At 62.4% G+C, this 20,877-nt stretch carries 17 protein-coding genes; 1 reads left to right on the top strand and 16 read right to left on the bottom strand.

What is annotated here, in order from left to right; all coding sequences use genetic code 11:
* Nucleotides 1-167 precede the first annotated feature (167 nt).
* The 4 genes from rpmE to AACH39_RS00540 form a co-directional block, all read right to left on the bottom strand.
* Nucleotides 168-386 carry a 50S ribosomal protein L31 gene (rpmE, locus tag AACH39_RS00555; RefSeq protein ID WP_215776834.1) on the bottom strand — a complete coding sequence of 73 codons (219 nt, stop codon included), beginning with the start codon at nucleotides 384-386 and terminating at the stop codon, nucleotides 168-170.
* Nucleotides 387-488: 102 nt separating this feature from the next.
* A complete protein-coding gene (gene cysS / locus AACH39_RS00550) occupies nucleotides 489-1,862 on the bottom strand; it encodes a cysteine--tRNA ligase (protein WP_338620678.1) in 1,374 nt (457 codons plus the stop codon).
* Nucleotides 1,863-1,959: 97 nt separating this feature from the next.
* Nucleotides 1,960-3,561 carry a bifunctional UDP-sugar hydrolase/5'-nucleotidase UshA gene (gene ushA / locus AACH39_RS00545; RefSeq protein ID WP_338620677.1) on the bottom strand — a complete coding sequence of 534 codons (1,602 nt, stop codon included), beginning with the start codon at nucleotides 3,559-3,561 and terminating at the stop codon, nucleotides 1,960-1,962.
* 61 nt (nucleotides 3,562-3,622) lie between these two features.
* On the bottom strand, nucleotides 3,623-5,308 hold the full coding sequence (locus tag AACH39_RS00540) for a glutamine--tRNA ligase/YqeY domain fusion protein (protein ID WP_215776844.1): 1,686 nt from the start codon (nucleotides 5,306-5,308) through the stop codon (nucleotides 3,623-3,625).
* Between the two features lie 156 nt (nucleotides 5,309-5,464).
* Between AACH39_RS00540 and ppk2 the strand changes: the two genes are divergently transcribed.
* Nucleotides 5,465-6,547 carry a polyphosphate kinase 2 gene (ppk2, locus tag AACH39_RS00535; protein ID WP_338620676.1) on the top strand — a complete coding sequence of 361 codons (1,083 nt, stop codon included), beginning with the start codon at nucleotides 5,465-5,467 and terminating at the stop codon, nucleotides 6,545-6,547.
* Between the two features lie 75 nt (nucleotides 6,548-6,622).
* Here ppk2 and accD read toward each other — a convergent pair whose 3' ends face one another.
* The 12 genes from accD to leuC all read right to left on the bottom strand — a co-directional run bounded on the left by accD (nucleotide 6,623) and on the right by leuC (nucleotide 20,760).
* Nucleotides 6,623-7,492, bottom strand: coding sequence for an acetyl-CoA carboxylase, carboxyltransferase subunit beta (accD, locus tag AACH39_RS00530; RefSeq protein ID WP_215776846.1), 870 nt, complete (start codon nucleotides 7,490-7,492; stop codon nucleotides 6,623-6,625).
* A gap of 75 nt (nucleotides 7,493-7,567) precedes the next feature.
* Nucleotides 7,568-8,356 (bottom strand): tryptophan synthase subunit alpha, encoded by a 789-nt coding sequence (gene trpA / locus AACH39_RS00525; protein WP_215776849.1) that lies wholly within the window; start codon nucleotides 8,354-8,356, stop codon nucleotides 7,568-7,570.
* A 12-nt stretch (nucleotides 8,357-8,368) separates the two neighbouring features.
* Nucleotides 8,369-9,568: a tryptophan synthase subunit beta gene (gene trpB / locus AACH39_RS00520; RefSeq protein WP_215776854.1), complete on the bottom strand. Its 1,200-nt coding sequence runs from the start codon at nucleotides 9,566-9,568 to the stop codon at nucleotides 8,369-8,371.
* Nucleotides 9,555-10,175: a phosphoribosylanthranilate isomerase gene (locus tag AACH39_RS00515; RefSeq protein ID WP_215776856.1), complete on the bottom strand. Its 621-nt coding sequence runs from the start codon at nucleotides 10,173-10,175 to the stop codon at nucleotides 9,555-9,557. The genes trpB and AACH39_RS00515 overlap by 14 nt, the downstream gene beginning before the upstream one ends.
* 4 nt (nucleotides 10,176-10,179) lie before the next feature.
* Complete coding sequence (gene truA, locus AACH39_RS00510) at nucleotides 10,180-10,968, bottom strand: tRNA pseudouridine(38-40) synthase TruA (protein WP_338620675.1); 789 nt, start codon at nucleotides 10,966-10,968, stop codon at nucleotides 10,180-10,182.
* Nucleotides 10,969-11,108: 140 nt separating this feature from the next.
* The gene (locus tag AACH39_RS00505) at nucleotides 11,109-13,025 is read right to left on the bottom strand and encodes a FimV/HubP family polar landmark protein (protein WP_338620674.1); all 1,917 of its coding nucleotides are present in this window, start codon (nucleotides 13,023-13,025) and stop codon (nucleotides 11,109-11,111) included.
* 55 nt (nucleotides 13,026-13,080) lie between these two features.
* Nucleotides 13,081-15,204 (bottom strand): FimV/HubP family polar landmark protein, encoded by a 2,124-nt coding sequence (locus AACH39_RS00500; protein WP_338620673.1) that lies wholly within the window; start codon nucleotides 15,202-15,204, stop codon nucleotides 13,081-13,083.
* A gap of 139 nt (nucleotides 15,205-15,343) precedes the next feature.
* Complete coding sequence (locus tag AACH39_RS00495) at nucleotides 15,344-16,357, bottom strand: aspartate-semialdehyde dehydrogenase (protein ID WP_338620672.1); 1,014 nt, start codon at nucleotides 16,355-16,357, stop codon at nucleotides 15,344-15,346.
* Between the two features lie 117 nt (nucleotides 16,358-16,474).
* Nucleotides 16,475-17,587 (bottom strand): aspartate-semialdehyde dehydrogenase, encoded by a 1,113-nt coding sequence (asd, locus tag AACH39_RS00490; protein ID WP_215776866.1) that lies wholly within the window; start codon nucleotides 17,585-17,587, stop codon nucleotides 16,475-16,477.
* A gap of 41 nt (nucleotides 17,588-17,628) precedes the next feature.
* Entirely contained in the window at nucleotides 17,629-18,693 is a 1,065-nt protein-coding gene (leuB, locus tag AACH39_RS00485; protein WP_215776869.1) for a 3-isopropylmalate dehydrogenase, read from the bottom strand.
* Nucleotides 18,694-18,708: 15 nt separating this feature from the next.
* Nucleotides 18,709-19,344, bottom strand: a complete 636-nt coding sequence (gene leuD, locus AACH39_RS00480; RefSeq protein ID WP_215776871.1) for a 3-isopropylmalate dehydratase small subunit — start codon at nucleotides 19,342-19,344, stop codon at nucleotides 18,709-18,711.
* A 9-nt stretch (nucleotides 19,345-19,353) separates the two neighbouring features.
* A complete protein-coding gene (gene leuC / locus AACH39_RS00475) occupies nucleotides 19,354-20,760 on the bottom strand; it encodes a 3-isopropylmalate dehydratase large subunit (RefSeq protein WP_215776874.1) in 1,407 nt (468 codons plus the stop codon).
* Between the last annotated feature and the right edge of the window lie 117 nt (nucleotides 20,761-20,877).

Here is a 20,877-nt window from a genome sequence, read left to right as displayed (position 1 = left end):
TTCAGCCTCGGAATGGCTTGCGGGTCAGGGACCCTCTGAACAGGTTATCTCTTTTGCCTTCAAACGCCGTGGAAATCACTTGCTCAGAAGCCCTACAGCTTAGCATGAATGGCATCAGGAACAAAAAAGGCAGCCTGGGCTGCCTTTTCTGGAGTCTTCGACGCGAATTAGCCGCGCTTGAAGAAGCTGCCGAACTTCTGGTTGAACTTGTCAACGCGACCGGCGGTGTCGACGATCTTCTGCTTGCCGGTGTAGAACGGGTGGCAGTTGGAGCAAACTTCGATGTGGAAGGCTTCCTTGGCCATCGTGGACTTGGTCACGAAGGTGTTGCCGCAGGAGCAGGTCACAGCGACGTCTGTGTAAGACGGATGAATATCATTGCGCATGATGCGTTCCTTTACTCGGGTACAGGGGTTTTGCCTGTACTGCATGACGAAACCGACGATTATCCGCCGATTACCTCATCTTGACAAGACCCCGCCATGGAATCAGCCACGACGCCAGGTTGTCACACCGGCACTGTCTTCCAGGATCACGCCCTCTGCCGCCAGTTGGTCGCGAATTCGGTCGGACTCGGCCCAGTTCTTGGCGGCTCGCGCGGCGCGGCGCTGCTCAATCAGCGCCTCGATGTCTTCGGCGGCCAGCTGGCCCGCCCCGCCCTGCCCGCCTTGCAGGAACGCCACCGGATCACGGTGCAGCAGGCCGAGTACACCGGCGAGCGCACGCAGCAGACCGGACAGCTCGGCCGACTGAGTCTTGTGAACCTCGTTGGCCAGATCGAACAGCACGGCCATGGCCTCGACGGTATTGAAATCATCATCCATGGCCGCCTTGAAGCGCACGGCATACTCATCGTGCCACTCCAGAGGAACGTCCACCGGCGGTACGTTCTTCAGTGCCGTATACAGGCGGGTCAGCGCGGCACGCGCATCGTCCAGATGAGCATCGGAATAATTCAGCGGACTGCGATAGTGGGCACGCAGGATAAAGAAGCGCACCACTTCGGCATCATACTTTTGCAGCACTTCGCGGATGGTGAAGAAATTGCCCAGGGACTTGGACATTTTTTCATCGTCGACACGAATGAAGCCGTTATGCATCCAGTAATTGACGAAGCCATGACCATGCGCGCCCTCGGACTGGGCAATCTCGTTCTCATGATGCGGGAACTGCAGATCCGCGCCGCCGCCATGAATGTCGAAATGCTCGCCCAGCAGGTGCTCGCTCATGACAGAGCATTCGATGTGCCAGCCCGGACGGCCCGGCCCCCAGGGGGACTCCCAGCTCGGCTCACCCGGTTTGGCTGCCTTCCACAAGACGAAGTCCATCGGGTCGCGCTTGTGCGGATCGACTTCGACCCGCTCCCCGGCGCGCAGGTCTTCCAGACTCTTGCCGGACAACTTGCCATAGCCCTCGAAAGCATGCACGGCGTAGTACACATCGCCATTCTTGGCCGCATAGGCATGACCGTTGCCGATCAGGGTCTCGATCATGTGGATCATCCCCGGCACATAGGCCGTGGCACGCGGTTCGTGGTTCGGCCGCTCGACGCCAAGCGCTGCGCTGTCTTCATCCATGGCGGTAATGAAGCGTTGCGTCAGCGCGCCGATGCTTTCACCGTTCTCGGCCGCGCGGCGAATGATCTTGTCATCAATATCGGTGATGTTGCGCACGTAGTTGACGTCATAACCACTGGCCCGCAACCAGCGCGCCACCATGTCGAATACCACCATCACCCGCGCATGACCGAGATGGCAGAAGTCGTAGACGGTCATGCCGCAGACGTACATACGTACCTTGTTGGCCTCGATCGGGGTAAAGACTTCTTTCTGTCTGGACAGGGTATTGTAGAGCTTCAGCATGGTGATTCGACGTTGAGGGAGGTTGACTGACCGAGAATTGTAGCAGAAGTCCGGCGCGCCGGGCCGGGCGTTTCGCCCGCGCCGGCGCGCCGCAGGATCAGGGGGCGTAATCCGCCGCCTTGATCGGGCTCCTGGCCGCCAGATAGTTTTTCAGCACATCGGCATCGACAAAGCCGGTATCCACATAGCCGGGCAAACGATTCAGCCTGGGATAACCATCGCCCCCCGCCGCGAGAAAGCTGTTGGTGACCAGCTTGTACTGACGCTGCGGATCAAGCGGCTTGCCGCCGACCTCAACGCCGGTCAGTTTGCCCTCCTGCCGGATCAGGCGCACGCCGGCCATCTGCGGGTAGCCGCCACTGCCCGGCGTCATGAGCGCCGCCTTGGTCAGCAGGTCCAGCAGCGCATCGCCACGCAGTTCGACCGTCACCACGGTACTGCCGAAGGGGAAGACCTTGAGCACATCCCGATAACTGACGGCACCGGCAGGCAGCGAGTCCCTCACCCCGCCACCATTCATCAGCGCCAGATCGGCACCGGTCTGTGCCATGAAGGCCTCGCCGGCAAAGCGTCCCATACTGGTCGGCTGGCTGCGCACATGCTCACGGGCACCATCCAGCGGGCTGTCCAGCTGACCGACCGGCTGGGAGAGCACCTGCTGACCTTTCTGCTGGTACGGCGTGAGCAGGCTGACCATGACCGGATCCGGCGTAATCGGCGCCCCCCAGGTCACCTTGCTGGTTTTGCCATCCGGACTGGTCACGGCATGCTTGAGATTGACCGGAATCAGGGTGTAACGCACCAGCGTCAGCTTACCCTGCTGGTAGCGGAAGTCGGCGCGCCCCACCGACTTGCCCCACTCCCCGGTCTGCATGATCCAGGTGCCATTCTGCTGATCCGGCCGGCAAGGCGCCCCCGGCTGATGGGCGGTCTCCAGCTGATTGGGACCGGACATGCATACGGCAGTATGGCTGTGCCCGCCGACAATGACGTCAATACCGGGTACCGTGCGCGCCAGTTCCACGTCGCCCGGGGCATTCACGCCATGCTGACCATCGGGGTAGTACCCCAGGTGCGTCAGGGCAATCACCACATCGGCCTTGCGGCGCAGGGCCGGCACCAGTTTGGCGGCTTCACGCTCCGGAGCGACAAAATGTGCGCCGGACAGGTTTTGCGGATTGACCAGCTTGGGCGTATCCGGGGTGGTCAGTCCCAGCACCGCCACCTTGAGCCCCCCCAGGTCGAATTGGGCCGTGGCGGCAAACGGACGGGTCTTGCCCTGATAGAGATTGGCCGACAGCAATGGAAACGCAGCCCAGCCTTTTTGCCGCAGCAACACGCTGCGCGGCTTGTCGAACTCGTGATTACCCAGCGCCATGGCATCGTAGGCAATGGCATTCATGCCACGGAACATCGGCTCGGCGTCCTGCATGTCCGATTCGGGCACACCGGTATTCACGTCACCGGCATTGAGCACCAGGGTGCGCCCGCCCGCCTGTCGCACTTCGGCACGGATCTGGTCGATGAGCGCCTTCTGGGCTGCCAGGCCATACTCACCGTCCGCATCCGGCCAGAAGCGCCCATGCAGATCATTGGTGTGCACGATGGTGAAATCATAGGTTTTGCCTGGCTGAGCGGCCTGCGCCCAGCTGCCGGCCAGCAACCCCAGGACCAACAGACTGGAAAGACGACACTGCATAGCGACGATCCCGTTCAAAGTGAAAAAAAATGGCGAACCGAGGTTCGCCATGTCGAAAGACTTACTTGCTCCAGGTATCACGCAGCCCGACGGCGCGATTGAATACCGCCCTCTTGCCCGGCTGGTGATCGTAGCGATCCGCAACAAAGTAGCCGAGACGCTCGAACTGATAGCGGCTCTCCGGCTGCACATTCAGTGCCGAGGCCTCGAGATAGCCCGTGGTCACGGCCAGCGAGGCCGGATTGAGGAACTGACGGAAGTCCAGGTATTCACCGTCCTCGCCGCGAATGGCATCCGGGCGCGGTTCGGTAAACAGACGGTCGTACAGACGAACTTCGGCTTCGATGGCGTGCTCGGCGCTGACCCAGTGGATGACCCCCTTGACCTTGCGACCTTCAGGGTTCTTGCCCAGCGTGTCGTGGTCGATCGAGCACTTGAGTTCGATCACGCGACCGCTTTCATCCTTGATCACCTCTTCGCACTTGATCACATAGGAATAACGCAGACGCACCTCGCCCCCCGGCGTCAGACGCTGCCAGCCCTTGGGCGGCACTTCGGCAAAGTCGTCCTGCTCGATCCAGATCTGGCGGGCAATCGGCACATCACGCTCACCGAACTCCGGATGATGCGGATGAAACGGTGCGCTACGCGAGGCGGTCACGGCGGCATCGTAGTTGCTCAGCGTCACTTTGATCGGATTGAGCACGGCCATGATGCGCGGTGCTTCCGACTCCAGCGTCTCGCGCACGGCACCTTCCAGCACGCTCATGTCGATGACGTTGCTGCTCTTGGAAATGCCGATGCGCTGGGCAAACAGGCGAATACCGGCCGGGCTGTAGCCACGGCGACGCATGCCTTCGACGGTGGGCATGCGCGGATCATCCCAGCCGCTGACCAGACCTTCGGTCACCAGGGCATTGAGCTTGCGCTTCGAGGTCAGGGTCGAGAGCATTTCCAGGCGCGAGAATTCGTACTGGCGCGGGTGGCAGGGCACGTCGAGGTGATCCAGCACCCAGTCGTACAGCGGGCGATGGTCTTCGAACTCCAGCGTGCACAGCGAGTGGGTAATGCCTTCCAGCGCATCCGAAATGCAATGGGTGTAGTCGTACATCGGGTAGATGCACCACTTGTCGCCGGTACGGTGATGATGCACGCGGCGGATGCGGTAAATCACCGGGTCGCGCAGATTGACGTTGCCGGAGGCCATATCGATCTTCAGGCGCAGCGTACGGCTGCCGTCGGGAAACTCGCCGTTCTTCATGCGCGTGAACAGGTCGAGGTTCTCCTCGACGCTGCGGTTGCGATACGGACTGTCGCGGCCCGGTTCGGTCAGGCTGCCGCGGTATTCGCGCATCTGCTCCGGCGTCAGTTCGCAGACATAGGCGTGACCGGCCTTGATCAGGGCCACGGCATAGTCATACAGCGCATCAAAGTAGTCGGAGGCATAACGCACATTGCCGTCCCACTGGAAACCCAGCCAGCGGATGCTGTCCTGGATCGAACGCACATATTCGTCCGATTCCTTTTCCGGGTTGGTATCGTCCATGCGCAGATGGCAGCGCCCCTGGTAGTCTTCGGCCAGACCAAAGTTCAGGCAGATCGACTTGGCATGGCCGATGTGCAGGTAACCATTCGGTTCCGGCGGGAAGCGGGTCACGATCGAGGCATGTTTGCCGGAGGCGAGATCCTCGTCGATGATGGAGCGGATGAAGTTGCTGACGACAGGCGTGTTGTTTTCCGTGCTCATTATGTGATCAGTAGCCAGAGTTAATGCGTAATGTGCCGATTGTACCCGATTTGCCGCGCCAAGTTCAGACCTGAGACAGAGCACAATATTACTATCGACCTCGTTATGCCAAAGAAGTAGGATAGATCTATCCATGCTTCCTGCAGGGTCATTGCCATGAACGACACCACGCCCCAACCCGACTCGCCCGCTGACGAGCCCGTTGCCGCCCCTACCGCAACCGAAGCCCCTGACGCCCAGACCGCAGCCACCGGCAGTGACAAACCGGTGCGCAGCAAGACCGCATCACGCAGCAAGCCCCGCTCGTCCCAGGCCGAGCGCGCCGCTGCGGCCCGAGCCCAGGCAGCGCGTGAAATCGAAGCCATCAGCCAGTCTCCGATGGCGATGCAGATCGCCCATGCCCCCCGCGGCTCCTCAGAAGACAGCACGACGGCCCCGTTGCCGGCCAATTATCCCTACAAGACCCGCATGCGCCGGCCGGAGTACGAGCACATCAAGGCCGAACTGCAGATCGAACTGCTCAAGGTGCAGAACTGGGTCAGGGAAACCGGCCAGCGGATCGTCATTCTGTTCGAGGGGCGCGATGCAGCGGGCAAGGGCGGCACCATCAAACGCTTCATGGAGCACCTCAACCCGCGCAGCGCCCGGGTGGTGGCACTGGAAAAACCCACTGAAGTCGAGCGCGGCCAGTGGTACTTCCAGCGCTATGTGCAGCATCTGCCGACGGCAGGGGAAATGGTGTTCTTCGACCGCTCCTGGTACAACCGCACCGGGGTCGAGCGGGTGATGGGCTTCTGCACACCGAACGAGTATCTGGAATTCCTGCGCCAGGCACCGGAATTTGAACGCATGCTGGTCAACAGTGGCCTGAGGCTGTTCAAGTACTGGTTCTCTGTCAGCCGCGAAGAACAGCTGCGACGCTTCATTTCGCGCCGGGACGATCCGCTCAAGCACTGGAAACTGTCACCGATCGACATTCAGTCGCTGGACAAGTGGGATGAATACACGGCAGCGAAAAAGGCCATGTTCTTTCACACCGACACCGCCGATGCACCGTGGACCGTGATCAAGGCCGATGACAAGAAGCGGGCGCGCCTCAACTGCATCCGTCACTTCCTGTGGCACCTGCCCTACCCGGACAAGAATACCCGCGTGGTCTACGAGCCGGACTCGTTGCTGACCGGTCCGGCCTCCCATGTGCTGGGCGAGCAGGACAATCACATCATCGACCGCTTCTGAGCATCGGACACATGAAAAACGGCAAGCCAGTGTGGCTTGCCGTTTTTCATGATCGCCGGCGCAGGCCGGACAGACTCAGGCGACCGAGGGCTCGCGCATCAGCAGCGTCAGCAGGTCGGCCACCTTCTGCTTCAGTTCGCGGCGATCGACGATCTGGTCGATGGCGCCCTTCTGCAGCAGGAACTCGGAACGCTGAAAACCTTCCGGCAGGGTCTGCCGGACCGTCTGCTCGATGACGCGCGGGCCGGCGAAGCCGATCAGGGCGCCCGGCTCGGCCAGCACCACGTCCCCCAGGAAGGCAAACGATGCCGATACCCCCCCCATGGTGGGATCGGTCAGAATGGAGATGAAAGGCAGACGCGACTCAGCCAGCAGATCCAGCGCGGCGCTGGTCTTGGCCATCTGCATCAGCGAGTTCAGCCCTTCCTGCATGCGCGCCCCGCCGGAGGCAGAAACGCAGATGAACGGCGCACGGGCCTCGACGGCCGCCTGGACGCCACGCACGAAGCGCTCGCCCACGACCGAGCCCATCGAACCGCCGATGAACTTGAATTCAAACGCGGCAACCACGGCCGGTACCGACAGGATGCTGCCCTGCATGACCACCAGCGCATCGTCTTCCGCCGTATCGGACTGGGCGGCACCCAGGCGGTCAATGTAACGCTTGCTGTCCTTGAACTTCAGCACATCAACCGGCTTGACCTCGCTGCCGATTTCGCGCCGGCCTTCCTGATCCAGCAGCACCTCGAGACGCGCACGCGCATGCAGCGGGTGATGATGCCCGCACTTGGGACAAACCTGCAGATTGGACTCGAGATCGGTGTAATACAGTACGGCTTCGCATGCGGAGCATTTGCTCCACAAACCTTCCGGCACCGCCGACGGTCGATCCGCGCGACCTTCGCGCTTGATCTTCGGCGGCAGGAGCTTGTTCAACCAGCTCATGCAGACTCCTTGGACAATTCGACCCGGCCTGGCCGGGTCGTCACGTCAGGCTCAACACGCTAGAGAGCAAAAACTCTAGCGAATGGCCGATTTCAATTCGGCCACCAGACGCGCGAGCCGCCCTTTGGCAGCTTGCGGCTCGGCGGCCTCGATTTCCTGCACCAGTCGGCTGCCCACCACAATGGCGTCGGCAGTGACTGACAGTGCTCGGGCGGTTTCCGCATCACGAATGCCGAAACCCACTCCGATAGGCACGGGAATTGACTCCCTAAGGGCGGCAATTTTACCCGTAACTTCAGCAATGTCCAGATGACCGGCACCAGTTACGCCTTTTAGCGACACATAATAGACATATCCGCGCGCCAGTCGGCCGATCTGCGCAACCCGCTCCGGCGGCGTGGTCGGGGCCACCAGAAAGATCGGATCCAGACCGGCGGCAGTCAGCGCGCCGGTCAGTGCCTCGGCCTCTTCCGGCGGGCAATCCACGGTCAGCACGCCATCGACCCCCACCGCGCGCGCGCGCTCGGCGAAGCGCTCGAACCCCATGGCGCAGACCGGGTTGAGATACCCCATCAACACGACCGGAGTATAGGAATTTTCCAGACGGAATGCGGCGACCATTTCCAGCACCTGGGTCAGGCTGACATGGTGCTTGAGCGCCCGCTCCGAGGCTCGCTGGATCACAGGACCGTCCGCCATCGGATCAGAAAACGGCACGCCCAGTTCGATGATGTCCGCCCCGCCCTCCACCAGACCATGCATCAGGTCGACGGTGAGTTTGGGGTTGGGATCACCGGCGGTGATAAACGGAATCAGCGCCTTCTCACCCGCCAGACGATTGAAACACTCTGCAATTCGCGACATGTGCGCCCCCGCTTACAGGCTGATGCCGGACAGGCCGGCAATGGTGTTGATATCCTTGTCGCCCCGTCCGGACAGGTTGACCAGAATCACCTGGTCGCGCGACATGGTTGGCGCCGCCTGGGCGGCCCAGGCGAGTGCATGGCTGGACTCCAGCGCCGGAATGATGCCCTCCATACGGCAGCAGTCATGGAAGGCCTTGAGCGCATCATCATCGTTGATGGCGGTATATTCGGCGCGACCACTGTCCTTCAGATAGCAATGCTCCGGACCGACGCCGGGGTAATCCAGCCCGGCAGACACCGAGTGGGTCTCCATGATCTGGCCATCGGCATCCTGCATCAGATAGCCGCGGAAGCCATGCAGCACCCCGGGGGTACCGGCTGACAGCGGCGCGGCATGGCGCAGGCCATCCAGACCTTCGCCGCCCGCCTCGACACCGACCATGCGCACGCCCGGCACATCGATATAGGGATGGAACAGGCCGATGGCATTGGAGCCCCCCCCGACGCACGCCACCACCACATCCGGCTGGCGGCCGATCATTTCCGGCATCTGAACCTTGCACTCTTCACCGATCACGCGCTGAAAGTCACGCACCAGCATCGGATAAGGATGCGGACCGGCAGCCGTGCCGAGAATGTAGAACGTGGTATCGACATTGGTCACCCAATCGCGCATGGCCTCGTTGAGGGCATCCTTCAGCGTGCGCGAACCGGACTCGACCGGCACCACGGTGGCGCCAAGCAGTTTCATGCGATAGACATTGGGCGATTGCCGCTTGATGTCTTCCGACCCCATATAGACCACGCACTCCATGCCGTAACGGGCCGCCACGGTCGCCGAGGCGACGCCGTGCTGACCGGCACCGGTCTCGGCAATCACGCGCTTCTTGCCCATGCGGCGGGCCAGCAGGGCCTGGCCAATGGTGTTGTTCACCTTGTGGGCACCGGTATGGTTGAGGTCTTCCCGCTTGAGATAGATCTGGGCACCACCGAGCATTTCCGACCATCGGCGTGCATGGTAGATCGGCGAAGGACGGCCGACAAAATGCGCCAGCTCGCGACGGTATTCGTCCCAGAAGGCCGGATCGGCCTTGGCACGGGCATACTCTGCCTTCAGTTCCTCAAGGGCCGCCATCAATGTTTCGGCCACATAGATGCCACCATAGGCGCCGAAACGGCCCCCGGCATCGGGAAGATCATACTGACCCATACTTTGCTCCTTGAATGAATGCCGCCATGCGGCGGGCATCCTTGATCCCCTTTGACACTTCCACACCGCTCGACACATCCACGGCAGCAGGACCCACCTGCCGTACCGCATCGGCGACATTTTTCTCATCCAGCCCGCCGGACAGAATCAGCGGCACCGGCAACCTTTCCGGCAACAACGACCAGTCGAATCGCGTCCCGGTCCCTCCGTGGACACCATCGACAAAGGCATCCACCAGCAGGCCTCTTGCATCGTGAAACACGCCGGCCAGGGCCAGCAAGTCCACCCCCGGCCGCATCCGCACCGCCTTCAGATAAGGACGGGCGAAGGCGCGGCAAAAATCGGCAGACTCATCGCCATGAAACTGCAGCACATCCACCGGCACGGCGGCCAGGACCTCCTCGACCGCCTCGCGCGACGGATCGACAAACAGCGCCACCACGCTGACGAATGGCGGCAGCGCCGCCACTACCTGACGCGCAGCGGTCAGCGATACATGACGCGGACTTCTGGGATAGAACACCAGCCCGATGGCATCGGCACCCAGCCGGGCCGCCTCGACACCGTCTTCAGGGCGGGTAATCCCGCAAATCTTCACCCGGGTCATGCCCTCATCTCCATAGTGTCAGCCGCGCCGTCTCCGTCTCGGACGGCAAGTTAAAGTGCGCCGGATAGCCAACCCCGGTCAGGTACAGCCCATCGGGCATGAAGGTCGGCGGTGCCGTCGTGCGATCTCTCGCCGCCAGCAACTGGCGCATGTCATCGACGCTCAGTGCGCCTTTGCCGACATACAGCAGCGCCCCCACCAGATTGCGCACCATATGATGCAAAAAAGCATCGGCCTGCAGATCGAAGCGAATCAGGCCCTGATGCTCGACCAGATCCAGTTTTTGCAGATCCTTGACCGGACTTTTGGCCTGGCACTCCGCAGCGCGGAAGCTGGAAAAGTCATGACGCCCGATCAGACAGGCAGCCGCTGCGCGCATGGCATCCACGTCCAGTGACTGGTGATACCAGCCCACCTTGCCTGCCAGCAGGGCCGGACGCACCGGATGCGTCAGCAGGTAGTAGCTGTAGCTGCGGGAAAAGGCCGAAAACCGTGCATGGAAGTCATCCGCAACCTGACGTGCCCACAAGACACTGATGGCCGCAGGTAGATGGCTGTTGACGCCACGCACCCAGGCATTGTCCGGGCGCGACACGGCGCAATCGAAATGTACCACCTGCCTGGAGGCGTGCACCCCGGCATCCGTACGCCCTGCCGCCATGGTACTGACCGGCACGCCGGCGATGGCACTCAGGGCGCGATTGAGTTGATCCTGTACCGTATTGCCGTGCGGTTGCGTTTGCCAGCCAGCGAACGCCCGACCGTCATACTCCAAGCCGAGCGCAATTCTCATTGATATTCCATCCTTGATCCGACAGCCAATCCCTGCGCCAAATGATTCACTCTACCTCAAGCCATGGTGGTCTGACCACGGGGCCGACATAAAAAAGGCCAGACAAATGTCCGGCCTTCCTGACAGATTCTGCATCGGGCTCAACTGCCCGGGTGACGTGCCATCTCCTGAGCGGATTTGTGATCGCCCATTTCCTGGAACAGCAGTGCCAGGGCTTTCTGATCAATCGGCTGAGGCAATTCCGGTGCCTCGGCCGTATCAAAATCGACCGCCGCATCACGGAACACAACCAGATCATCGGCCAGTTCATCCAAGCCACCCAGCTCGCGCAGAGGGCGTTCCGGCATGGCGGCAGCCGCCGGGGCGACAACCGTCGCACGACGCTCCCAGTCATGATCCGGCGCCAGCTCGCGACCCATGCGTAACACGCCCTGCCACATCTCGCCCCCCGCATCGAAACGGCTGCGTGCCATTTCAGCCTGCTCGATAAACCCCTCACGGTCATTCTGACTGGCCAGCAACAGCAGCAGGCGATAGCGCAGATCGTCCCGGGTAGGGTCATAGCGCAGCCATTGCCGCATCCCCTCGACCGTGGTACCGCGATCCAGCCCCTCTGCCTGCTGAGCCTGCAGGCGCTGATGGCGGCGGCGCAAAGCCAGGGCCGTCACCGCTGCCGCGAGCAGTATGCCCCCGGCGGCGGTGGCGGCCACCATGGAGGAGGAAGGCCTGGCCTTGACGACAGGCGGCGCAGCGACGGATTTTTGCTGCTGCAGGGCCTGCAATTTTTTCTCCAGCGACCGGGCGATGGTGTCGGCATCCGACAGTTGGCGCTCTTGCTGCGCCAGCTTGGCGCGCAAGTCGGCCAGACGGGACTGGCTATCCTCGATGCCGGGTAACGGCGCATTCAGCTGGACGACGGCCGGCTGGCCGGCAGCGGCTGCGGACGCCGGGGAGGCATCCGGCGTCGCGGCATCCTGCCTTGGCGACCACTGTGCCGGATAACGCAACAACACACCGGCGCGCAGACGATTGATATCGCCAGCGATGAAGGCCTCCGGGTTGTTACGGTACAGGCGCTGCATGACCGAGGCCAGTGAGAGGCTGTCAGGACGCAAGCGGCTGGCGATCGACGACAAGGACTCCTTTGGCTGAACGCGCCAGGTCAGGAACCGGCCATCGGCATCGGCGCCTGTCCGCTCGCTCTGAAGATCGGTGGTCGCGGCAGGCTCGGCCTGCTCGGACACAACAATCTGCAGATCCTTCGCGTCCAGCTGGTAATGGCGAACCAGCCGCGCTTCATCCAGCCGGACATCCAGGCGGAAATCCAGCCGCGGCAACATCAGCGCTTCCGTCGAAATCAGCTGCAGCACCCGGCTGCCATCCGGACCACTGATGACGGAGTAGCGCATCGAAGACAGCAGCGAAAGTGTCTCGGCAGAGGGTTTACCCGCGGCAGACAACGGAGAAACACGCACTTTCAGGCGTGCCGTATCGGCGGGTGCCACCCCCAGCAGGGGAGCCTCGGCCAGCAGGGGTTCACGCGCCTGGGACAGGACCTTCAGGTCCCCCAGGGCCACATGACCATGACCGCCATGCACCGAGGGCAACAGCGAGGGTTTCCGATCCGGCGCAGGTGCCGGCGTCCGCTTCTTCTGACCGGCCGCCGCATGACGTTCGCTGACCTGGTACTCGCGCACCGCGCCGCCGGAAGCCCAGCGCAGCGCGACGGCAAAATCCAGCTCCTTCTCGGCAAAATGCTCCGGTCCGAACACCAGAATGCCGGTCGGTTTGCCATCGACGGATTTTTGCAGGGTAAAGTGCAGCTGGCCGGCCGAACTGCTGTAGGGAGACAGCATCGGGTAACGGTTGCGATCGGCGAGCGATACCACGGCATCCTCGCCCGGCATGTCGTCCACAAAGGGAATCAGCGCCGTAAAGGCCTCTCCCGGGGCAGACAGCACCTCGATCGCCCCCAGCCCTGCCTGGGCGGCATGCGGCCAGGCGAACAGGCCGGAGACGGCCACCGCCAGCAACTGGCGTCGTACCGGACGCTTCACTGCTGCCCTCCGGCAGCGGCAACAAAACAGAATGTCAACGTATTCATCTGGCTACTCATGCAACTTGCGCCAACATGTCTTCGGCCCGCTGCTTCAACTTGCCGCCGGCCTCGCGGATCAGTTCGTTGAGCACCTCGCGGGCACCTTCGTTGTCGCCCATGTCGATATAAACCTGGGCAAGATCCAGCTTGGTCGACAAGGCCTCCTCGTCTTTCGACGGCGGCAGGCTGATGTCTTCCACCAGGACCTCTCCGGCACCGCTGACGGCAGGTGCCGATGCCGTCCCGGCCACCGCCTCTTCAACGGGAGCGGCCGGTACCGGGTCGGCGACCGGAGGCATCTCAATGACCGGTTCCTCTGCAACAGGCTCGGGATCATTCAGCATAGACAAATCAGGCTCGATGTCCAATGCCGGTTCGGCCGAAGGCAATGACGCATTGTTTTCAAGGGAAAAATCAAAATCCAGCAGGCTGTTTCCGTCGGAATTTTCAGCTGCAGGGGTTTCGACCTGTCCCTCGGCCGGCAGTTCAGTCTCCGGCAGCGCCAGAGGCGGTTCAGCAGGCGAAACCGGCAACATTTCGGACTCCTCCGAACCCACCGGCGTTTCCAGCGCCGAGAAATCCATCATCGGTGTCGCCGCCGCGGCCGCCACCGCCGCCGGGTTCTCCGGCAGATACAGCGGATTTTCCGGATCGATGGCCGCGCCCATGGCGCGGGTCCGCTCCCAGAGCGCTCCGCGTCCGTCATAGGCGTCGTGCACCTCACGCGCCAACACTTCGAATTTCACCTTGTCGGGCCGAGCCGCATAGATCTCCAGCAGCTTGCTGCGCAGATCCTGGCGTCCCGGATGCTGATCCAGCGCCTTGCGCAGAATGTCCTCAGCCTGATCATCATGGCCATAGGCCAGATACACCTCTGCCTCCGCCAGCGGATCGCCATGACCGCTGGCCTCGGCAGCGGCCGGATCGGGCTGGGCCACGCCGGTCGTGGCCAGCGGGTGCTTGCCCGGAGATTTCGGTGCTTTCTTCTTGCCGTTGGCCGAACGGCGACGCCCGAGCAGGAAGAACAACACGGCAATCAGCGCCACGGCACCCGCTGCCATCGCCAGATTCAGCGGGTTGCGGTAGTTGAAACCCTTGGCCAGCAAATTGGCTGTGGCCGCCTCGGAGGCCTGCAAGGACTTGATCTGCTTGTTGAGCTGATCGATATGCTGGTTGGCTTTCTTCAGCGCTTCGGCACGCTGCTGGACCTGCTGCTGCAGGGTATCGATCTTGGCGTGCGCAGCCGCCTCGGAAGCGGCATAAGCCGCGATCTGTGAGGCCGCGAGCGGCGGTGGCGGGGCCGGATGGGCCTCGGTGGCCGGATGCGCCGCGGCGCCAGCCGGTGCCGGTGCCGGCGCGGCGTGAGCAGCAGCCGTCGGCGGCACGGCAATCTTGTCGGGCGGCGGCAGCGGTTCGCTCAGGGGGACCGCAGGACGAATGTTGCGCGGGGCAGCCACCTGGGTTTGCGGATGCAGGATGGCACGCGCCCGGGCAAGCGTCAGTGCACGCATCGCGGCAGCAGACGGCACCTGCAGTTCACTGCCACTGCGCGGCACCGGCGGAGTGCCCGGCAGAAACTGACGCTTGTTGGCCTGATACAGTGCCGCCATGGCCTGCTCTGGCGCCACGCCTTTGGGACGCACACGGGCGGCCAGCGAAGCCAGACTGTCCTGCTTGCCGACCTTCAGCCGCTGCGGCATCGCCGGAGCGGCATTGGCAGCCGGGGTGGTTTCCACCGGCACATCGACCACATCCCCCTCGCCACGCGACTCGAGTTTCAGATCATAAGCGCTTACCCACTGCCCGCCGGTGGTCTTCAGGGCCAGCACGAATTGCAGATAAGGCGTGCGAATCGGCTTTTGCGAACGGATCAGCACCACCGGGCCGCGCGGACCGGCGCGCAGGGAAAACCGCAGATCGGCCAGCTCGGGCAGATACACCACGTTGAGATTGTCGAAGGCGGCCCGATCGGCCAGACCGACGCGCCAGTGCATGAAGTCGATGGCTTCCGGGCGGGTAATGGCCACCTCGGCCCGCAGCGGTTCGCCCAGCCGGGAATACAGCACGATGGGGCCCAGTTCAGCCCGGGCACAGACGGCAAACAGGATCAGGGCCAGTCCGGCAAGGTATCGTCTCAACACATCGTCTCCTCGCGCGGCAGATCGTCACCCGCCGCGCTGGTCGGGACACAACATATGGCGCACAGACGCCAAATGGCGCTAAATACTGCAATATTAGAATGTGCTGGAACAATTGACCAGCACAAACCTTATGTCATCAATTCAACTTGCCGGCCTTGAGTAGCACTTCCGCGACTTCGACACAATTGAGCGCGGCACCGACACGGACATTATCGGCCGTCAGCCAGAAAGCTAAACCCGCCGGGGTAGCGCGTACGCGACTGACCCAGATGCGGTCGGAGCCGGCCACTTCCATCGGTGTGGCATAGCCATCCTCGCGTTGCGGCTCATCCACCACATGGATGCCGCTGGCAGCCAGCAGCTTGCGGGCCCGATCAACCTCCAGCGGCTTGTCCAGTGCCACATGTACTGCCCAGGCATGACCAAAGAACACCGGCACCCGCACGCAGGTCACCTCCACCGGCAAGGACGGCACACCAAGCAGGCGACGCACTTCGTCGATCACCGACTGCTCTTCGCTGCTGTGCCCGTCCGCCGCCACCTCACCGATGCACGGCAGCAGGTTGAAGGCGATACGCTTGGGATAAACTGCCGTCTCGACCTCACGCTGGGCAAACAGCGCCGTCGTCTGGTCGGCCAGGGTTTCCAGCGCCTGCTGGCCGCTGCCCGACACCGACTGGTAGGTCGATACCGTCACCCGGCCCAGGCCATGGCCGGCCAGCGCATTGAGCGCCACCGCCAGAGGGGTGACCGTGCAGTTCGGCACGGACACCAGCGAGGTGTCTTCCTGCGCGGCCAGACTGGCCCCGTTGATGCGCGGCACGACAAAAGCCACCTGTTCGTCGTGGCGAAACGCCGAACTGAAATCGATGACGCTGGCACCGGCGGCCCGCGCCTCCGGCACCCGCTTGCGCGACAGTTCGCTGCCGGCGACAAAAAACGCCAGGCCGACGTTTTCGAAGGAAAAATCATCGATGGACTGCACATCCAGCTCCAGATTGCCAAAGGCGACCGTTTCCCCTTCGTGCTGCGACTCGTCAACGGCAAAGACACGCTGGGCGGGGAACTGGCGGGTAGCCAGCAGATCGAGCAGCGCCTGGCCGATCAGACCGGTAGCGCCGACAACGGCAACTTGCAGAGCTTGCGACATGATGAAAATCCTGTAAGCAACAGGGGCGCTTGCGCGCCCCTGATCGATATATAAGAGCTGATTTAAGCCGTATTCTAGCGCTCAATCAGAAAATGTTACAAAGTCCGTCCGGATTGATTACCGCTCCAGCAAAATCCGCAGCATGCGACGCAGCGGTTCCGCCGCCCCCCACAGCAGCTGGTCGCCGACGGTAAAGGCCGAGAGATACTCCCCGCCCATACCCAGCTTGCGCAGGCGTCCCACCGGGGTGCGCAGCGTTCCGCTGACAGCGGCCGGACTCAGGGCGCGCATGGTGGCCTCGCGCTCGTTGGGCACGACCTGAGCCCACTGGTGCGCCGAGGCCAGCATGTCGTTGATTTCGTCCAGCGGCACATCACGACGCAGCTTGATGGTCAGCGCCTGACTGTGGCAACGCATGGCACCAACGCGCACACACAGACCATCGACGATCACCGGGTCGTCGCCGCGGCCGAGAATCTTGTTGGCTTCGGCATGCCCCTTCCACTCTTCCTTCGACTGGCCATTACCCAGATCCTTGTCGATCCAGGGGATCAGGCTGCCGGCCAGCGGCACGCCGAACTGCTGGCAGGGGAAAGCGTCGTCGCGCAGGGTCGCGGTCACCGCCCGGTCAATATCCAGGATGGCACTGGCCGGATCGGCCAGCTGGGCGGCCACCGCACCGTGCAGGGTGCCCATGCCGGTCAGCAGCTCGCGCATGTGCTGCGCACCGCCGCCCGAAGCAGCCTGATAGGTCATGGCACTGACCCACTGAACCAGATCACGCTGGAACAGGCCGGACAACGACATCAACATCAGCGACACGGTACAGTTTCCGCCAATATAGTTCTTGATGCCCTCGCCCAGGCCGCGATCAATCACATCGCGATTGACCGGATCGAGGATGATGATCGCGTCGTCGGCCATGCGCAGCGACGAGGCGGCATCAATCCAGTAGCCCTTCCAGCCGGCAGCTCGCAGCTTGGGATAGACCTCATTCGTGTAATCCCCCCCCTGGCAAGTCACGATGACATCCATCGCCTGCAGTTCGGCGATGGCATAGGCATCCTTGAGCGGCGGCAGCTCGCGGCCGATGGCCGGTGCCTTGCCGCCGACATTGGAGGTGGTGAAAAACACCGGCTCATCGATATGGGCAAAATCGCGCTCTTCCTGCATGCGCTGCATCAGCACCGAGCCGACCATGCCGCGCCAACCTACAAACCCTACTCTCATCAGATGTCCTTTCAATCTCGAATTCTGTTGTTGTCTGGCGCTCACAGCGCAGCGACGACAGCGTCACCCATGGCACTGCAGCTGACCTTTTCACAGCCCGGCTCATAAATATCCCCGGTACGCAGACCGGCGGCCAACACCTTTTTCACCGCATTCTCCACCCGTTCGGCAGCGTCATTGCGATTGAAGGTGTAGCGCAACATCATGGCCGCCGACAGGATGGTCGCCAGCGGGTTGGCCAGATCGCGTCCGGCGATATCCGGCGCCGAGCCGTGACTGGGCTCGTACAGACCCTTGTTGTTCTCGTCCAGCGAGGCGGATGGCAGCATGCCGATCGAGCCGGTCAGCATCGAGGCTTCATCGCTGAGGATGTCGCCGAAGATATTGCCCGTCACCATCACGTCAAACTGCTTCGGGTTGCGCACCAGCTGCATGGCGGCGTTATCCACATACATATGACTGAGTTCGACCTCGGGATACGCCTGGCCGACTTCGATCATGATTTCCTTCCAGAACTCGGTGGTCTCCAGCACATTTGCCTTGTCGACCGAGCACAGCTTGCGGTTGCGCTTCATGGCAATGCCAAAGGCCACATGGGCAATGCGACGCACCTCGCTCTCGCTGTAGCGCATGGTGTTGTAGGCCTCGCGCTCGCCCAGCTCGTTGACCGAAATGCCGCGCGGCTGGCCAAAGTAAATGTCACCCGTCAGCTCGCGCACGATCATGATGTCCAGTCCGGACACCACCTCCGGCTTGAGGGTGGACGCCGAGGCCAGCTCCGGATACAGCACGGCCGGGCGCAGATTGGCAAACAGGTTCAGATCCTTGCGGATGGCCAGCAGGCCACGCTCGGGACGCAGGGGACGGTCAAGCTTGTCATACTGCGGCCCGCCGACGGCACCGAGCAGCACGGCATCCGCGGCATGCACCAGCTGGCGCGTCGCCTCGGGATAGGGTTCGCCATGGCGGTCATAGGCGGCGCCGCCCAAAACGCCGAATTCGGTTTCCAGCGGCAGACCGTCCGCCCTGAGGACCTCCAGCACGCGGCACGCCTGGGCGATAATTTCCGGGCCGATCCCGTCACCGGGCAATACGGCAATTTTCATGTCGGTCTCCTCGACTTACAGCAACCAGGGCTTGTCGGCCGCGATACGGGTTTCAAAAGCACGGATCTTGTCGGCGTGCTGCAAGGTCAGGCCGATTTCATCCAGCCCGTTGAGCAGGCAATGCTTGCGATGCTCGGTAATCTCGAAGTGATAACTGCGTCCGGCCGGGCTGTTGACCACCTGCTTCTCCAGGTCGATGGTCAACCGGTACCCGGGGTGGGTGGCACACTCCACAAACAGCCGGTCGACCACCTGCGCCGAGAGCACAATCGGCAGCAAGCCGTTCTTGTAGCAGTTATTGAAGAAAATATCCGCGAAGCTCGGGGCGATCACGGCACGGAAACCATAATCCTCCAGCGCCCAGGGCGCATGCTCGCGACTGGAACCGCAACCGAAGTTCTCGCGCGTCAGCAGGATCTGTGCGCCCTGGAATCGCGGCATGTTCAACACGAAATCGTCATTCAGCGGGCGGCGGCTATTGTCCATGCCGGGCTCGCCATGATCCAGGTAACGCCATTCGTCGAACAGATTCGGACCGAAACCGGCGCGCTTGATCGACTTGAGAAACTGCTTGGGAATGATCGCGTCGGTATCGACATTGGCGCGATCCAGCGGGCAAACCAGCCCGTCGAGTGTGGTAAAGGCTCGCATGCTGGCTCCTCAGAAGGTACGGATGTCGACGAAATGACCGCTGACCGCGGCGGCAGCGGCCATGGCCGGACTCACCAGATGGGTGCGCCCGCCCTGCCCCTGCCGACCCTCGAAGTTGCGGTTGGAGGTCGCGGCACAGCGCTCGCCAGCCTCCAGGCGGTCGGCATTCATCGCCAGACACATCGAGCAGCCCGGTTCACGCCACTCGAAACCGGCATCGATAAATACCTGATGCAGCCCCTCGGCCTCGGCCTGCGCCTTGACCAGCCCGGACCCCGGCACGACCAGCACCTGACGCACGCTGTCGGCCTTCTTGCGGCCACGCACCACGGCAGCGGCCGCTCGCAGATCCTCAATGCGCGAGTTGGTACAGGAACCGATGAACACCTTGTCGACGGCAATCTCGCTGATCGGGGTGTAGGGCGCCAGACCCATGTAGTGCAAGGCACGCTCGATGCTTTCGCGTTTGACCGGGTCACTTTCGCGGGCCGGATCCGGCACCAGACCATCCACACCGATCACCATCTCCGGCGAGGTACCCCAGGTTACCTGTGGCACGATCTCGGCGGCATCCAGCGTCACCACGGCATCGAACACCGCATCGTCGTCGGACACCAGGGTCAGCCAGTCGGCGACAGCCGCCTCCCAGCGGGCGGCATCCGGCGCCAGCGGACGACCCCGGATATAGTCGATGGTCGTCTGATCGACGGCCACCAGGCCTGAACGGGCGCCGGCTTCGATGGCCATATTGCACAGCGTCATGCGACCTTCCATCGACAGAGCGCGCACGGCCGCGCCACCGAACTCAATGGCATAGCCTGTCCCGCCGGCGGTACCGATCTTGCCGATGATCGCCAGTGCCATGTCCTTGGCGGTCACGCCGGCAGGCAATACACCATCGACGCGCACCAGCATGTTCTTGGATTTTTTGGCCACCAGACACTGGGTCGCCAGGACATGCTCGACCTCCGACGTCCCGATGCCATGCGCCAGGGCACCGAATGCGCCATGCGTCGAGGTATGGCTGTCGCCGCACACCACGGTCATGCCCGGCAGCGTTGCGCCCTGCTCCGGTCCGATCACATGCACGATGCCCTGACGGCTGTCGCGGAACGGGAAATAGGCACGCGCACCATATTCACGGATATTGGCATCCAGCGTTTCGACCTGCAGACGCGAAATCGGGTCCTGGATGCCCAGCTCCCAATGATCGGTAGGGGTATTGTGATCGGCAGTAGCGACCACCGACTGAATGCGCCACGGCTGGCGCCCGGCCAGTTTCAGGCCTTCGAAGGCTTGCGGGCTGGTCACCTCGTGCACCAGATGCCGGTCGATGTAAAGCAACACCGTCCCGTCAGCCTCCTGATGCACCACATGACGCGCCCACAGCTTGTCGTACAGGGTTTGTCCGCTCATCTCTGGTTTCTCGACTTTGTCCAAATTTTTAAATACACCCGCCGGCATGCTTCGACTATCAGAATGGTCGGAATGTTGCACAAACGGGCTATTAACTTTTTGATTTTGACCATTCTT

The sequence above is a fragment of the Paludibacterium flexuosum genome (assembly GCF_037076605.1).
Lineage (GTDB): Bacteria > Pseudomonadota > Gammaproteobacteria > Burkholderiales > Chromobacteriaceae > Paludibacterium.
This window is presented reverse-complemented; position numbering and strand designations above follow the sequence as displayed.

What these genes read in the sequence shown, in the direction of transcription:
- rpmE (WP_215776834.1), bottom strand. Translation starts at nt 386, where the DNA reads ATGCGCAATGATATTCATCCGTCTTACACAGACGTCGCTGTGACCTGC.
- cysS (WP_338620678.1), bottom strand. Translation starts at nt 1,862, where the DNA reads ATGCTGAAGCTCTACAATACCCTGTCCAGACAGAAAGAAGTCTTTACC.
- ushA (WP_338620677.1), bottom strand. Translation starts at nt 3,561, where the DNA reads ATGCAGTGTCGTCTTTCCAGTCTGTTGGTCCTGGGGTTGCTGGCCGGC.
- AACH39_RS00540 (WP_215776844.1), bottom strand. Translation starts at nt 5,308, where the DNA reads ATGAGCACGGAAAACAACACGCCTGTCGTCAGCAACTTCATCCGCTCC.
- ppk2 (WP_338620676.1), top strand. Translation starts at nt 5,465, where the DNA reads ATGAACGACACCACGCCCCAACCCGACTCGCCCGCTGACGAGCCCGTT.
- accD (WP_215776846.1), bottom strand. Translation starts at nt 7,492, where the DNA reads ATGAGCTGGTTGAACAAGCTCCTGCCGCCGAAGATCAAGCGCGAAGGT.
- trpA (WP_215776849.1), bottom strand. Translation starts at nt 8,356, where the DNA reads ATGTCGCGAATTGCAGAGTGTTTCAATCGTCTGGCGGGTGAGAAGGCG.
- trpB (WP_215776854.1), bottom strand. Translation starts at nt 9,568, where the DNA reads ATGGGTCAGTATGATCTTCCCGATGCCGGGGGCCGTTTCGGCGCCTAT.
- AACH39_RS00515 (WP_215776856.1), bottom strand. Translation starts at nt 10,175, where the DNA reads ATGACCCGGGTGAAGATTTGCGGGATTACCCGCCCTGAAGACGGTGTC.
- truA (WP_338620675.1), bottom strand. Translation starts at nt 10,968, where the DNA reads ATGAGAATTGCGCTCGGCTTGGAGTATGACGGTCGGGCGTTCGCTGGC.
- AACH39_RS00495 (WP_338620672.1), bottom strand. Translation starts at nt 16,357, where the DNA reads ATGTCGCAAGCTCTGCAAGTTGCCGTTGTCGGCGCTACCGGTCTGATC.
- asd (WP_215776866.1), bottom strand. Translation starts at nt 17,587, where the DNA reads ATGAGAGTAGGGTTTGTAGGTTGGCGCGGCATGGTCGGCTCGGTGCTG.
- leuB (WP_215776869.1), bottom strand. Translation starts at nt 18,693, where the DNA reads ATGAAAATTGCCGTATTGCCCGGTGACGGGATCGGCCCGGAAATTATC.
- leuD (WP_215776871.1), bottom strand. Translation starts at nt 19,344, where the DNA reads ATGCGAGCCTTTACCACACTCGACGGGCTGGTTTGCCCGCTGGATCGC.
- leuC (WP_215776874.1), bottom strand. Translation starts at nt 20,760, where the DNA reads ATGAGCGGACAAACCCTGTACGACAAGCTGTGGGCGCGTCATGTGGTG.